The organism is Micromonospora sp. WMMD980, from assembly GCF_029626035.1.
In the GTDB taxonomy this organism is placed as follows: domain Bacteria; phylum Actinomycetota; class Actinomycetes; order Mycobacteriales; family Micromonosporaceae; genus Micromonospora.
The window spans coordinates 1,627,681-1,640,962 of record NZ_JARUBE010000003.1 but is presented as its reverse complement, the minus strand read 5'-3'; the positions used below and the strand labels follow the sequence as shown (position 1 = coordinate 1,640,962).

General features: G+C 75.8%; 14 protein-coding genes. 8 read left to right on the top strand and 6 right to left on the bottom strand.

Annotated elements, in window-relative coordinates; all coding sequences use genetic code 11:
• The first annotated feature begins 96 nt into the window (after positions 1-96).
• The 8 genes from O7618_RS07930 to O7618_RS07895 all read left to right on the top strand — a co-directional run bounded on the left by O7618_RS07930 (position 97) and on the right by O7618_RS07895 (position 8,109).
• Positions 97-1,668, top strand: coding sequence for a phage baseplate assembly protein V (locus tag O7618_RS07930; RefSeq protein WP_278105336.1), 1,572 nt, complete (start codon positions 97-99; stop codon positions 1,666-1,668).
• Positions 1,668-2,006: a hypothetical protein gene (locus O7618_RS07925; protein WP_278105335.1), complete on the top strand. Its 339-nt coding sequence runs from the start codon at positions 1,668-1,670 to the stop codon at positions 2,004-2,006. Before O7618_RS07930 ends, O7618_RS07925 begins: the two co-directional genes overlap by 1 nt.
• The gene (locus O7618_RS07920; protein ID WP_278105334.1) at positions 2,003-2,452 is read left to right on the top strand and encodes a GPW/gp25 family protein; all 450 of its coding nucleotides are present in this window, start codon (positions 2,003-2,005) and stop codon (positions 2,450-2,452) included. Before O7618_RS07925 ends, O7618_RS07920 begins: the two co-directional genes overlap by 4 nt.
• Positions 2,449-5,088 (top strand): putative baseplate assembly protein, encoded by a 2,640-nt coding sequence (locus O7618_RS07915; protein ID WP_278105333.1) that lies wholly within the window; start codon positions 2,449-2,451, stop codon positions 5,086-5,088. The genes O7618_RS07920 and O7618_RS07915 overlap by 4 nt, the downstream gene beginning before the upstream one ends.
• A complete protein-coding gene (locus tag O7618_RS07910) occupies positions 5,069-5,809 on the top strand; it encodes a phage tail protein (protein ID WP_278105332.1) in 741 nt (246 codons plus the stop codon). The genes O7618_RS07915 and O7618_RS07910 overlap by 20 nt, the downstream gene beginning before the upstream one ends.
• Positions 5,806-6,726 (top strand): hypothetical protein, encoded by a 921-nt coding sequence (locus tag O7618_RS07905; protein ID WP_278105331.1) that lies wholly within the window; start codon positions 5,806-5,808, stop codon positions 6,724-6,726. The genes O7618_RS07910 and O7618_RS07905 overlap by 4 nt, the downstream gene beginning before the upstream one ends.
• A gap of 114 nt (positions 6,727-6,840) precedes the next feature.
• A complete protein-coding gene (locus tag O7618_RS07900) occupies positions 6,841-7,317 on the top strand; it encodes a hypothetical protein (protein ID WP_278105330.1) in 477 nt (158 codons plus the stop codon).
• Between the two features lie 27 nt (positions 7,318-7,344).
• Positions 7,345-8,109, top strand: a complete 765-nt coding sequence (locus tag O7618_RS07895; RefSeq protein WP_278105329.1) for a hypothetical protein — start codon at positions 7,345-7,347, stop codon at positions 8,107-8,109.
• Here the strand turns inward: O7618_RS07895 and O7618_RS07890 are convergent.
• The 6 genes from O7618_RS07890 to O7618_RS07865 form a co-directional block, all read right to left on the bottom strand.
• Positions 8,102-8,716, bottom strand: coding sequence for a bifunctional 4-hydroxy-2-oxoglutarate aldolase/2-dehydro-3-deoxy-phosphogluconate aldolase (locus O7618_RS07890; RefSeq protein ID WP_278105328.1), 615 nt, complete (start codon positions 8,714-8,716; stop codon positions 8,102-8,104). The genes O7618_RS07895 and O7618_RS07890 overlap by 8 nt on opposite strands.
• Positions 8,713-9,696, bottom strand: a complete 984-nt coding sequence (locus tag O7618_RS07885) for a sugar kinase (RefSeq protein WP_278105327.1) — start codon at positions 9,694-9,696, stop codon at positions 8,713-8,715. Before O7618_RS07885 ends, O7618_RS07890 begins: the two co-directional genes overlap by 4 nt.
• 114 nt (positions 9,697-9,810) lie before the next feature.
• Positions 9,811-10,773 (bottom strand): PmoA family protein, encoded by a 963-nt coding sequence (locus O7618_RS07880; protein ID WP_278105326.1) that lies wholly within the window; start codon positions 10,771-10,773, stop codon positions 9,811-9,813.
• Positions 10,770-11,411 (bottom strand): hypothetical protein, encoded by a 642-nt coding sequence (locus O7618_RS07875; protein ID WP_278105325.1) that lies wholly within the window; start codon positions 11,409-11,411, stop codon positions 10,770-10,772. Before O7618_RS07875 ends, O7618_RS07880 begins: the two co-directional genes overlap by 4 nt.
• Complete coding sequence (locus O7618_RS07870; RefSeq protein ID WP_278105324.1) at positions 11,408-12,280, bottom strand: carbohydrate ABC transporter permease; 873 nt, start codon at positions 12,278-12,280, stop codon at positions 11,408-11,410. Before O7618_RS07870 ends, O7618_RS07875 begins: the two co-directional genes overlap by 4 nt.
• Positions 12,277-13,257, bottom strand: coding sequence for a sugar ABC transporter permease (locus O7618_RS07865; protein ID WP_278105323.1), 981 nt, complete (start codon positions 13,255-13,257; stop codon positions 12,277-12,279). Before O7618_RS07865 ends, O7618_RS07870 begins: the two co-directional genes overlap by 4 nt.
• Between the last annotated feature and the right edge of the window lie 25 nt (positions 13,258-13,282).

Here is a 13,282-nt window from a genome sequence, read left to right as displayed (position 1 = left end):
CGCCCGCCGCACGACGACCGCGCACGCGCTGACCGCGCACGCGCTGACCGCACACGCACCGACCGCACGACAGAGCGCCGCCCCCGGGGGCGGGCGATGACCCGGGCCGCGACGGTGACCCTGGACGGCCGGTCGCTGGCCGACCCGACCCGGCTGCGCGGGATCCGGGTCGCCGCCCGGCTGGACCTGCCGACGCAGTGCGAGCTGGCCCTCGCCACCGCGCCCGGCGCGGGCGCCCTCGACCCGCCGGTACGCCCCGGCGCCGACCTCGACGTGCGCCTGGACGGCCACCCGGAGGCCCTGTTCGCCGGCGAGGTGACCGCCGTGGAGGTGGCGTACGCCGGTGACGGCGCGGCGCTGCTGCGGATCCGGGCGTACGACCCGCTGCACCGGCTGCGCAAGCGGCAGGAGCTGCGGGTGTTCGAGTCGGTGACGGCCGCCGAGCTGGCCGGCGAGCTGTGCGCCGGGCTGGGCCTGAGCGTGGCCGCCGAGACCGACGGGCCACGCCTGGACCGGCTGCTCCAGCACCGGCACACCGACCTGGAGCTGCTCCGCGAGGTGGCCGGCCGGGCCGGTCTGCACCTGAGTGTGGACGGCGACCGGCTGCGGCTGCTCACCCTCGACGGGCACGGCGAGCCGGTGCCGCTGACCCTCGGCGAGACCGTGCACGCGCTACGGATCACCGAGAACCTGGACCGGGCCGGCGCGGAGTGCGCCGCGTTGGGCTGGCACCCGCAACGCGCCGAGCCGCTCGGCCAGCGGGCCGGCGAGGCACGCAGCGGGCGGCGGATCCCGCTGCGCCCGGAGCCGGGCGACGTCGGCGCGGACGGGGTGCGCACCGCGGTGGACCAGCCGGCGCGCAGCGACGACGAGCTGGCCGCGCTGGCCCAGGCCGGGCTGGACGCGCGGGTCGCCGCGCTGGTCACCGCCGAGGGCACCGCCGAGGGGGATCCGGCGTTGCGGCCGGGCCGGCGGATCACGCTGGCCGGCGTCCCGGAGCCGGTGGCCGGTGTGTACGTGCTCACCGAGGTGGTGCACACGGTGGACGCCGACGGCCACCTGACCCGGTTCTCCACCGCCCCGCCCGAGCCGCCCCCGGTGGCCGTGCCCCCGGCCGCGACGGTCACGCTCGGCACGGTCACCGACATCGACGACCCCGACGGGCTGGGCCGGGCCCGGGTGACGCTGCCCGCATACGGGGACCTGGACGCCGGCTGGCTCGCCGTGGTCTGCCCGGGGGCCGGCCGGGGCAAGGGGATCGTCGCGCTGCCCGACCCGGACGACACCGTGCTGGTGGCGCTGCCCGGCGGCGAACCGGCGTCGGGCGTGGTGCTCGGCTCGCTGTTCGGCGCGGTGGAGCCGTACGACGCGGGGATCGTCTCCGGCCGGTCCCGGCGGTGGTCGATGCGCACCGGCACCGGCCAGTCGATCGTCATCGACGACGACGGGCGCACGCTGCGACTGGCCACCGACGTGGGCAGCTTCGTCGAGCTGCGCCCCGAGCTGACCACCGTGCACGCCGCCGGCGACCTGGTGCTCTCCGCGCCGGGGCGGGCCATGGTGGTGCGCGCGAAGACCGTCGACTTCCTGCACGCCCCGGCGGCCGAGGACGCCGAGACCGCCGCCGCCCAGGCCCGTACCCTCGCCCGTTCCTCCGGAGGTGGCTGATGCGCTGGATCCACCGCGACTCGTTGATCACCTGCGGCCACGACGGGCGGGTGGCGAACCGTCCGTCGCAGCGGTGGGTCACCGTACGGGGGGTGCCGGTGCTGGTGCGGCCCGACCCGGAGGGACGCGACATCACCGCCTGCCCGAACTACGGCCCGACGATCAAACCCTGCCTGCACACGATGACCGTGACCGTGGGCTGCAGCGCCTGGTTGCGGGTGGACCGGCAACCGGTGGTGCTGTCGCACCTGGACGGTCTGACCGACGGCACCCCGCCGGGGACCGTGCACCACCAGGTCCGCGACCCACGGCAGATGTTCCTGGGGGCGGACCGGTGAGGGCCTTCCGCTTCGTCGGCGCCGGCTTCGACGCCGGTCGCGCCGGTGGGCTCGCGCTGACCGCCGCCGGCGGCCTGGCCATGACCGAGGGCGACGAGACGGTACGCCAGGCGCTGTACCTGCTGCTCTCCACCACCCCGGGCGAGCGGCTGATGCGTCCCGGCTACGGCTCCCGACTGCACCGGCTGGTCTTCGCGCCGAACGACGACACCACCGCCGGGCTGGCGATCCACTACGTGCGGCAGGCGATCCGGCGCTGGGAGCCGCGGATCGAGGTGCTCGACGTGGACGCCGGGGCGGACCCGGACGACCCGTGGCGGCTGGTGATCCGGCTGGACTACCGGGTGCGGGCCAGCCTCTCCCCTGGCCAGTTGGTGTTCTCCGTCGACCTGCTGCCGCCCGACGACGACCCCGGCGACCGGCCGGGCGAGGAGGTCACGCCATGACGTTGCCGGTGCCGCACCTGGACGACCGCGCCTTCCTCGACCTGGTGACCGAGGCGCGGGACCGCATCCGCCGCTCCTGCCCGGACTGGACTGACCTGTCCGCGCACGATCCGGGGATGGCGCTGGTCGAGGCGTTCGCCTACCTGACCGAGGTGATGATCTACCGGCTGAACCAGTTGCCGGAGAAGGCGTACGTGGCGTTCCTGAACCTGCTCGGCGCGGTCCGGCACCCACCGGCGGCGGCCTGGGCGGACGTGCGCCTGACCCGCGCCGGCGCGGACCGCGGCGCGGTGCGGGTGCCGGCCGGAACCCGGGTCGCCGCGGCTCGCGGCGCCGACCCCCGGCCGGTCGTCTTCGTGACCACCGAGCCGGTGGTGCTGCCCGCCGGCGAGACCGAGGTGACGGTACGGGTGCACCACTGCGAGCCGGTCGAGGCGGAGCTGCTGGGCGCCGGCACCGGCCAGCCCGGGCAGACGTTCCGGGCGGCCCGCGCGCCGTTGACCCGCACCACCGAGGCGCTGGACCTGCTGCTCGGGGTGGAGGTGCCGGCCGGTTCGGTGGAGCTGGGCGCCGCCGCCCGCGAGTACGAGGGCCGCACGTACGAGATCTGGCGGCCGGTGGACAGCTTCGCCGGCCTGGGCCCGCAGGCCAAGGTCTACCTGGTGGACCGGGCGTCCGGGGTGGTCACGTTCGCCCCGGCGCTGGATCTGCGCCCGGTCGCGGACGGGCCGGACACCGGGCCGGGGAGCGCGCCGGCCGTCGAGGGGGCGGCCGGGGCGACCACGGTGGCGGCGGTCCCGCCGGCCGGGCGGCAGGTGCGGTTGTGGTACCGGTGCGGCGGGGGGCCGGCCGGGAACGTGGCCGCCGGCGTGCTGACCAGCCTGCGCGACCCGCTGCCCGGGTTGAAGGTGGACAACCCGCTACCGGCCACCGGTGGGCGGGAGCTGGAGTCGCTGGAGTCGGTGCTGGCCCGCGGGCCGTACGAGTTCTTCGCCCAGCAACGCGCGGTCACCGCCCGGGACTTCGAGATCCTCGCCACCGGCTCCGGCGCGGTGGCCCGGGCGCGCGCGTTCACCCGCGCCGCGGTCTACAGCTTCGCCCGCCCCGGCGAGGTGGAGGTGGTGCTGGTGCCGTACGTGCCGGAGGCGGCCCGCCCCGGCGGACGGCTGCCGGTGGCGGTGCTGCGCGAGCACGAGGTGGAGGAGGCGCGCCGCCGGGTCGAGACCGACCTGGAGCGGCGGCGCGCGCTGGGCACCGGGGTGCGGGCCGGCTGGGCGCGCTACAAGGCGGTCTCGGTGCGGGCCCGGGTGGTGGTGCGCCGCGAGGAGGACGTGGACGCGGTCCGCCGCCGCATCCACGACCGGCTGCACCAGACGCTGAGCCCGCTGCCCACCCCGCTCAACCCGACCGGTTGGGCGTTCGGCGAGCCGCTGCGCGCCTCCAACGTCTACCGGATGCTGGAGCACGCCGAGCCGGGCGTGCGGTACGTCGAGTCGGTGCGCTTCGTGGTGGACGAGGCGCCGGACGCGCAGGTCCGCACCCTCGCCGTGGACCAGTACCAGCCGGACACCTGGTACGCGGGGCGCGGGCCGGTGCTGTTCCGCTCGACCGACGCCGGGGCGGGCTGGGAGCCGGCCGGCCGGTTCGCCGGCGAGACGGTGGTGCGGGTCGCGCCGGCGCCCGCTCCGGTGCGCCCCGGCGTGGTGCCCCGGGCAGGCTCGGTGGCGGTGGTGACCGCCCGCGACGCCGGCGGCTCCCGGGTGCGGCTCAGCACCGACCTGGGCGAGAGCTGGACGCTGCTCACCGACCTGGCGGCCGGCGTGCGGGACCTGGCCTGGATCGACCGGGACGGCACCGGCGCGCTGCTGCTGGCCACCGACGCCGGCCTCTACGAGGTGCCGCTGCTGCCCGGTGCGGTGCCGTTGCAGATCCTGGTCGACCCGGCCGACGCCGACCGGGGCTTCTACGCGGTGCGATCGTTCGTCTCCGAGCGCGGCGCGCCCGGGGTGGCGGTCGCCGCGCAGGCCGGCTTCGGTGTCTACCTGTCCACCGCGGCCGGCCGCCCCGGCACGTTCGCCCACGTCGGCTTGGCCAACGTGGACAACCGGGTCCTCGCCGTGCAGTACGACGGCCCGGCCACGCTGCTGTGGTGCGGCGCGGGCGAGCCGGACCCGAAGAAACCCGGGCAGGGCTGCCACCGGACCCGGCTGTTCGAGTCGGACGTGCAGTGGCAGTCGATGGCCGCCGGCTGGATCGGCGGCACCTGCCGGGACCTGGCGTTCAGCGGTCCGCTGGCGCTGGCCGCCACGCAGAGCGGCGGGGTGGTCCGGCTGGACACCCTCACCGGGCAGCCGCAGTGGCGGCCGGTGATGGTCAACTGCGGCCTGCCGCTGCGCGACCGGACCCGGTTCTCCCCGGTGGACGCGATCGCCGCGACCGCGCCGTCCGCGGCCGGCGACCGGCTGGTGCTGGCCGGCGGCGAGCGTGGCGTCTACCGCAGCGGCGACGGCGAGGACTGGACGGCCAGCGCCAACCAGGCCACCGCCGACGTGGTCACCGTCCCCGGCACCTGGCTGCTCTGCTCCGGCGAGCACGACATCGAGGTGGTGCGGCAGGATGCGCCGAACGGCGATTGAGCGGCTGCTGCCGGCCGCCTACCAGCGGGCCGCCGGCCCGGGCAGCGTGTTGGGCGCGCTGCTGGACGTGATGGAGGCGCTGCACGCCCCGGACGAGGCGGTGCTCGCCGACGTCGACGCGTTGTTCGGGCCGTACCGGACGCCGGACGGGTTCGTGGCGTACCTGACCCGCTGGGTGGCGATGGACCACGTGGTGGCCGCGCCGCGCGCGGACGCGCCACTGCCGCTGCCCCTGGGCCGACTGCGTGACCTGGTCGCGCACGGCGCGCTGCTGGCCCGCTGGCGCGGCACGCCGTACGGGATGCGCACCGCGCTGGAGCTGGCCACCGGGGCGACCGGGTTCGTGCTCGACGAGCCGGCCGATCGGCCGTTCCACCTGGTGGTCCGCGTGCCGCCGGCCGCCGCGGACCGGCTGGCGCTGGTCAGCCGGATCGTCGAGGCGGAGAAGCCGGCCGCGGTCACCGTCGAGGTGGTCGCCGCCGACGCCGACCCGCCCGCCGATTCCCCGCCGCCGACCGAGCCGACGCCGACCCCCGCCGAGCCGGTGCCGCCGACCCCCGCCGAGCCCGTGCCGCCGACCCCGGCCGAGCCCGTGCCGCCGTCGCCGGCCGACCCGACGCCGCCCCCGGTCGACCCGACGCCGCCGCCGGCCGGGCCGGTGCGCGCGGTCGGCCGGGCGCACGTGCCCCCGCCCCACGATCCGCCCGAGGAGCCGTCATGACCACCGAATGGACCGTCGTCGCCGCCGCCGAGCAGTTCACCCTGGACGCCCGCAACGTCGGCGAGCTGACCTTCACCGTGTCGAACCCCGGCGCGGCGCCGGACACCGTGGTGTTCGACGTCGCGCCGGGCGAGGGCAGCCAACGCGCCTGGTTCACGGTGGCCGAGCCGCAGCGGGTGGTGCCCGGGCAGGGGTCGGTGTCGGTCCTGGTCCGGCTCGTCGTACCGCCCGGCACCCCGCCCCGGCGCTACGACATGACCGGGTTCGCGTACTCGGCGAACACCGCTCCGGAGGAGAGTTCCCGCTCCAGTGGCCGGGTCACCTACGACGTGCGGGCGGTGGTGGCGCCGAAGCGCTCGCCGTGGCCGTGGTTGGCGGCCGCGGCGGTGCTGCTGCTGGTGGTGACCGGCGTGGTGGTGTGGCTGGTGACCCGCGGGCCGGACACCCCGCCGACGCCGCAGGCCCGGCCGGTGACGGTGGAGGCGGAGACGCTCGTCGCCGGCGCCGAGGTCACCTCGAAGACCGCCGCCAAGGCGGCGGTGGTGGCGCAGGACAACTGCTGCGGCGTGACCTGGTCCGGCGACCGGCAGCTCTTCTTCCTCGGACGGGCGGTCGGCGACCGGGTGACCGTGCGGGTGGACCTGCCGTCGGACGGCACCTGGCGGTTCTCCACGGTGCGCACCACCGCGCCCGACTACGCGAACACCATCTGGCTGGTCGACGGCAGGCAGATCGGCGACACGTTCCTCGGCTTCAGCCCGACCGTGGCCACCACGGACGAGGCGGAGGTGGCCACGCTGGAGCTGACCCGGGGCGCGCACGAGCTGACGCTGGTGGCGGTGAGCAAGACCCAGGGCACCGACTCCTACTTCGCCGGGGTGGACCTGGTCCGCTTCACCCCGGCCGACCGGCCGTGAGCGCGAGGAGTGAGCCAGTGTTGCGAGCCCCGCAGTCGCGAACCAGGAGGGCACCGTGAGCGCGAGGAGTGAGCCGGTGTGGCGAGCCCCGCAGTCGCGAACCAGGAGGGCACCGTGAGCGGTCGGCAGAAGGTGCTGCTGGTCGCGCTGGCCGTGTTGCTGGTGGTGCTCTGGGTGGTGGCGGTGGCCGGGCGGCGCGCCGACCCGGGCGATCCGGCGTCCGGGCCGGGTCCGCTGGCCCGGCTCGGACGCGGCGCCGGGGCGGTGGACCCGGCGACGGTGACCGTGGCGTGCGTGCCGCCGGCCGCCGCACCGACCAGCACCGCCGACGGCGTGGTGGTCGGCTTCGGCGCCACCTGCCGGCTGCGGGTCGCCGACCCGGGCACGCTGCGCACGCTGGTGCTGCGCGGCACGACGCCGTTCGAGGTGACGGCCCGCGCCCCCGGCGACGCGGACGTCACGGTCACCGACGAGGTCACCGCCGGGCCGGACGGCGCGACGGTGGCGAAGGTGGCGGTGGACCGGGAGACCGAGGTGGTCCTGCGGTGCCCGGGAGGTGGCGGGTGCACGGTCACGGTCGCCCGGTCCTGACCGGGCCCGCCGACATGGAGGCGCGACATGGGTGAGCTGCGGAAACCGTTCCTGCTGCTGGCGTTGTTCGCGATCGCGCTGGTGGTCGCCGTGGAGCTGGGCGCGGCGGCGCTGACCGGCGGCGGGGACGCGGGCTCCGCGCTGCGCGACAGCGCCGGCCAGCTCGGCGTCGAACTGGGCGACGTGGGTGGGGTGGCCGAGCCGTCCGGGCGGGGCACCGGTTACCTGGCGCTGATCGACGTGGTGGCGCTCTGGACCACCGGGCTGTTCGCGTTGAGCCTGGTGCTGCCCGACCGGGTGCAGGGCCGGGTGCAGGGCGTGGCCACACTGGTCTTCTCGGTCGTGCTGCTGCTGGTGTCGCTGGTCCTGCTGATCGTCGCGTTCGTCGAGCTGACCGTCATGGTCTCGCTGTTCCTGGCGCCCCCGTTCGGCACGCTCGCCTACCTGGCGGTGTGGGGGTTCTTCCCGGTCGGTGACGCGGCCGTGCTGCTCGGCCTGGTGCTGCTGCTCAAGCTGGTCTGGGGCGGGCTGCTGCTGGCCGCCCAGCCGCGTTTCCTGCGCAACAAGGGCCTGGTGCTGCTGGCGCTGACCACGCTGCTGTGCACGGTGGTGCTCCAGCTCCTGCACGGCCTGCTGCCGGTGATCCTGGTCAGCATCCTCGACGACCTCGGCGCGGTGGTGTTCGCCGTGGTGGCGTTGATCTGGGCGCTGGTGCTGCTGGTCGGTTCGATCCCGGCGATCGTCAAGGCGGTGCGCACCACGGTGACCACGTCCGGTCGCACGGTCACCTGACCGGACGACCACCGGCGAGTTCGGCCAGGCGCGGCAGTTGCGCCGGGTCGGTGAGCGCCGAGCCGACCGCCACCACCCGCACGCCGGCGGCCAGGAAGTCGCCCGCGTTGCCGGCGTCGATGCCGCCGGTGGCCACGAACCGGGCCTCCGGGAGCGGACCGGCGACCGCCCGGAACCAGGCCGGGCCGAGGCTGACCGCCGGGAACGCCTTGAGCCAGACCAGGCCGTGGTCGAGCGCCTGCTGCGCCTCGGTGGGGGTGGCCACGCCGGGCAGGTGCGGGAGTCCGTAGCTGCGCGCCGCGTCGGCGACCGTCAGGTCCAGGCCGGGCGCGACGGTGAACGCCGCGCCGGCGCCGACCGCCTGGCGGACCTGGGCGGGGGTGCGGACCGTGCCGGCGCCGACGAGCCGGTCCCGCCGCCGTCCGGCCGTGGCGGCGGCGCGCAGCGCGGGCACCGCGCCCGGCGTCCGGATGGGCACCTCCACCACGTCGATGCCGAGATCCCAGGCCAGCTCCGCGAGCCGGACCGTCTCCTCCGGCGGCAGGTCACGCAGGATCACCATCACCCGCGCGTCGCCGAACAGCGGTGCGAAGTCGTGCCCGGTCATGTGCCGCTCCCTCCGTCGTGACGCCGTCCCGGCGCCGCCCAGTCCCGGTCGGTCAGCGCCAGCGCCCGGGCGATCCGCGCCGGGTCCGGCGGTGGCGCGTTGTCGCCCGACGCGGCCAGCACCGGCGCCGCGGTGAGGTGACCCAGGCGCAGACAGGATCTCAGGTCGACCCGGCGCAGCAGACCGCCGAGGAATCCGGCGGCGAACGCGTCCCCGGCGCCGACCGACTCCACCACGTCCAGCGGCAGCGCCGGCACGAAGACCGCCGGCCCGGTACGCGCCAGCGCGGTCGCGCCGACCGCCCCGTCCTTGACCACCACCAGTTCCGGCCCGGGCAGCAGGTCGCGCACGGCGATCGGATCGGCGGCGCCCCACAGCGTGTCGGCCTCGTCCTGCCCGACGAGCACCACGTCGGCGCGGTCGGCCAGCTCCCGCAGCGCCGGTCCGGCCCGGTCGGCGGGCCAGAGCGCCGGTCGGTGGTTCACGTCGAAGGTGACCCGGGCCCCGGGCGCCACCCGCCCGCCCAGCGCGTGCGCGAGCAGGTCCCGGCAGGAGTCGGAGAGCGCGGCGGTGATCCCGGACAGGTGCATCAGCCGCACCCCGGCCAGCCGCGCGTCGGCGAGGTCCGCCGCGCCGAGGCGGCTCGCCGCCGACCCGGCCCGGTGGTAGTGGACCCGGGTGCCGGCCGGACCGGGATCCTTGAGGTAGACGCCGGTCGGGGCGGACGGGTCGACGGTGACCAGGTCGACGTCGACCCCGGCGGCGGCGATCTCGGCGACCATCCGACGGCCGAACGGGTCGTCGCCGACCCGGCTGACCCAGGCGGCGCGGTGGCCGAGCCGGGCCAGTCCCATCGCCACGTTCGACTCGGCGCCGCCGACGCCGACCAGGAGGCGGGTGGCGTGTTGCAGCGGGCCGCCGCCGTCGGGGGTGAGCACCACCATGGTCTCCCCCACGCAGGCGACCTCCGGCCCGGTCACGGCGACCCCTTCGTTCGCGACTGCGGGGCTCGCAAACCCGGCTCACTCCTCGCGCTCACGCCGACCCCTTCGTTCGCGACTGCGGGGCTCGCAAACCCGGCTCACTCCTCGCGCTCACGGCGACGCCAGCCGGGTCGGGACGGCCGCCGGGTCGAGGTGGCCGTCGACGACGAGCACCCGGTGCCGGTTGCGGCGGGGCGTGCCGGCGGCGACCACCGCCGGCCGGTCGAAGGCGTACGCGACGCAGACGCCCGGGTACATGGCGGTGCGGACGAACCAGCGGTCGCCCGGACCCAGGCCGCTGAACACCAACGTGTACGCGCCGCCGCCCGGCGCGGTGCCGGTGAGCGCCAGCCACGGCGCGGCCGAGCCGTTGACCGCCTCCTCACCGGTCGCCTCGCCGGTGCAGACGTGGGGTTCGGCGTCGGCGACCGCTCGCCAGAAGAATCCGCCGTAGCCGGCGCCGCCGGGGCGGCCGTTGGTGGCCGGGCTGCCCAGGTGGACGTCGGCGCCGGTGGCGGACGCGAGCGTGCTGGACAGCGTCAGCCACCAGGCGTCGTCGCCGGCCGGGGAGGCGGTGAGCCGGCGGTGTTCGCGCAGCAGCGGCCGGCCGTCGGTGTCCCGCCATTCCAGGTCGTGGTCGAGCCGGTCGACGGCCCGTTCCCGCCAGCCGGTGTGGACGATGACGCCGTGGTCGTCGCGCCAGGTGTAGCCGGTGCCGCGCACGTAGGTGCGGCCGCCCCAGAGGTTCGCGCCGTCGACGTCCGGCACGGCCAGGGACGCGCCGAGGTGCCAGACGTGGTCGGCGGGAAGCACGTCGGTGACCGGAATGCCGGCGCGGGTCCGCACCGGGTGCAGGTAGGGCCGGGGACCGTGCCGGGGGTCCAGGTCCGGCCGGACCACGTAACGGGCCACCTCGACGCCGGCCACCACCAGGCGCTCCTCGCCGGGCTCGGCAGCGGCGGCGCCATCCGGCGCGCGGTCACCGGGTTCGGCAGCGGCGGCGCCACCCGGCGCGCGGTCACCGGGCTCGACGGGGCCGGTAGCGGAGGCGGCGGCGCGGGTACGGCCGGTCATGACGCCTCCGGCCGCAGCGGTGCCGGCACCTCCGCCGGTCCGGCGGCACGCGACAGGCGGCGGCCGTCGACCGCGTGCAGCGCGGCCAGGGCGTATCCGCCGAGGATCGGCACCGCCACCGGCGTGACCAGCGCGGTCAGCACCGTGGCCAGGGCGCAGGTCCCGGCGGCGGCGGCCCAGACGCCGGGCCGGTGCAGGCAGGTGCCGGTCACGTGCCGGGCGGCGGACCGCCAGCCCCGGCCCTCGGTGCGCCCGACCGCGACGGCGACCAGGCCCGCGTACCCGAGCAGGGCCGCGACCACGACGGCGGTGACCGCGAGCGCTGGCCACCGGCCGGGCACCCGGCCGGTGGCCAGCGCGAGCAGGTCGGCGGCGAGCAGCGCGGCGACGGCGAGCGCGACGGCGCTGACCGCCGCTCCCGCCGGGAGCCCTCGGGCGAACCGGGCCAGGCTGGTCCGGGCCGGCGGCCAGCTCCCGGTGACCGACCGGTCGTGCAGCGCGGCGGACGCGGCGGCGACGGCCGGGGCGAGCGTGAGCACCGGCAGCGCGGCCACCGCCACGACGAGGCCGAGCAGCGCCAGGTCGGCCGCCTCGGCCACGGTGTCCCGCCAGTCCCGGCGGGGGCGCTCGGCGGTCATCCCTTCAACCCGCTGGTGTTGATGCCCTCGACGAGCATCCGCTGGAAGGCGAGGAAGAACAGGAACACCGGCAGCAGCGACAGCACCGACATGGCGAACATCGGGCCGACCGCGCTCTGGCTGGTCGAGTCGATGAACAGGGTCAGCGCCACCGGCACGGTGTAGTCCTCCAGCGTGGACAGGAAGACGAGCTGCCGGAAGAAGTCGTTCCAGGTCCAGATGAACGAGAAGATCGCGGTGGTGACCAGCGCGGGACGGCTCAGCGGCAGGATCACGTGCCGGAAGACGCCGTACGGGGTGGCGCCGTCGATCTTGGCGGCCTCGTCCAGCTCGCGCGGGATGCCGCGCATGAACTGCACCATCAGGAAGACGAAGAACGCCTCGGTGGCGAGGAAGTGCGGGATGAGCAGCGGCAGGTACGGCCAGTCGCCGCCGACCAGGCCGAGGCTGCGGAACAGGATGTAATGCGGCACGATCAGCACGTGCCCGGGCAGCAGCAGGGTGCCGATCATGATGATGAACCACATCCGGCGCAGCCGGAACCGCAGTCGGCCGAGAGCGTACGCGGCGAGCAGGCAGGACAGCGCGTTGCCGACCACGGTGAGCAGGCTGACCATGGCGCTGTTCAGGAAGAACCGGCCGAAGCCGACGTCGAAGTTGGTCCAGCCCTCCACGTAGTTGCCGGGGGTGAACTCCTCCGGCAGCAGGCCGATGTTGTTGACGATCTCGGCCTGCGACTTGACCGAGGTGCCGAGCATCCAGATCAGCGGGTAGAGCACCACCGCCACGATCGCCACGAGGACCAGCAGCCGCAGCGCCTGCCGGTTGCCCGGGCGACGGCGGACCCGCGCGGCGGGCACGGCGGTCATGAGTCGTCTCCGTCCGAGTAGTGCACCCAGAACCGGCCGGTGCTGAAGAAGACGGCCGTGACGAGCGCGATGGCGAGCAGGAACACCCAGGCCATCGCCGAGGCGTAGCCCATCTCCAGGTCGGTGAAGCCGGAGATGTAGAGCTTGAGCGTGTACATCAGGGTGGAGTCGACCGGGCCGCCGGTGCCGTTGCTGAGCACGAACGCGGCGGTGAAGCCCTGGAAGCCGTGGATGGTCTCCAGCACCAGGTTAAAGAAGATCACCGGGGAGAGCATGGGCAGGGTGACCGCCCGGAACCGCCGCCAGGCCCCGGCGCCGTCCACCGCCGCCGCCTCGTACAGCTCGGTGGGGACCTGCTTGAGCCCGGCCAGGAAGATCACCATGGGCGCGCCGAACTGCCAGATCGCCAGCACCATCAGCGTCTGCAGGGCCCAGTCCGGGTCGCTGACCCAGGGCAGGCCCTCGACGCCGAAGAGGGCGAGGAACGAGTTGAACGCGCCGTCCCGGTTGAACATGCTGACCCAGACGATGGCGAGCGCGACGCTGCCGCCGAGCAGCGACGGCAGGTAGAACAGGCCGCGGAACAGCCCGACGCCGCGCCAGGTGCGGTTGAGCAGCAGCGCGACGCCGAGCGCGGCGGCCAACTTCAGCGGCACGGCGACCAGCGCGAACGTCAGCGTGACCCGCACCGCGTGCCAGTACGACGGGTCGGCGGTGAACATCCGCTCGTAGTTGTCCAGGCCGACCCAGCGCACCTCCGACAGCGGGGTGAGGATGTCGTAGTCGGTGAAGCTCAACCAGAGGGAGAGCAGCATCGGGATCGCCGTGATGCCCATCAGTCCGATGAGCCAGGGCGAGAGGAAGACGTACCCCGCCAGGCCCTCGCCGTACCGGGCCCGGCCGGCCCCGCGCCGCGTGGGGCGGGGGCCGACCGGTCCGGTCCGGGGGGTCCGGCCGGGCGCCGTGGTGAGGGCCACGGGCCGGTTCCTTTCTTCTCGTCGG